This window comes from Aminobacter sp. P4_D5, assembly GCF_056401815.1.
On the sequence record NZ_JBFUIP010000626.1, the window covers coordinates 1 to 756 of the forward strand.

The following is a 756-nucleotide window of genomic DNA, read 5'->3' on the forward strand; positions in this document are numbered from 1 at the left end:
TCCGGGTGTCGACCACAGAGGACCAGACAGCAGGGCCACTTCCGGTCAAGCGTGAAGGCTACCGAAGCAGCGCGCAGCTGAGCTCACTGGTCTGGCGCGCTGCTGGAAAGCGCGCCGCCGCCACCGGTCTTCAGCTGTCTGCTAGTATGACCGGCCGTCGCGCAACCCAACCTTCGGCGCTAGCGCGACGCTTTCCGCAACCCAGTCGCCTTCAACGGTACGGACGTAGAGAGTGTTGAAGCCATCCTGGTTGTAGCCTTGCCGGGGTGAGAGCTTGCGGCGCTCCGGGTCGTAGTCATGGGGCACGAAGCCGACGCCCGTGAGGACTTCGTGGACTTGCAAATCACTGTGCCCGTACCGGCCGCCGCTGCCATTCAGCTCCACGACCACGGCCTTCAGGTCCGGGCATAATAGCGCCTGGCCGGCCCCCCGAAGCACGTGCATCTCGTATCCCTCGACGTCGATCTTCATCGCCACGGGTGAGCGACCCGCCAAGACCTCGTCGAGGGTGCGCACCTCCACCCTGACGACGTTCCCGTAATCCTCGGCAACGTGCTCCGATTGAACATGGTTGAGGCCACCTCTGGTCGCAGTAAAATGCAAAAGGCCCGACTGCTCCGCCAAGCCGACGTTCAGGGCCTCCACGTCAGCGCCCTCGATGTCGTTGAGACGCAGGTTGCGACGAAGCTTGGCATAGGTCGCGGGCACAGGTTCGATCGCGATGACTTTCGCCCGGGCAACGCGGCCGGCGAGTAC

1 protein-coding gene is annotated in these 756 nt (G+C 64.2%); it reads right to left on the minus strand.

The window, feature by feature from the left end; translation table 11 throughout:
* Positions 1–141 precede the first annotated feature (141 nt).
* A partial coding sequence (locus tag AC1DWF_RS33950) for an FkbM family methyltransferase (RefSeq protein WP_476842884.1) occupies positions 142–756 on the minus strand: 615 nt, incomplete at its 5' end.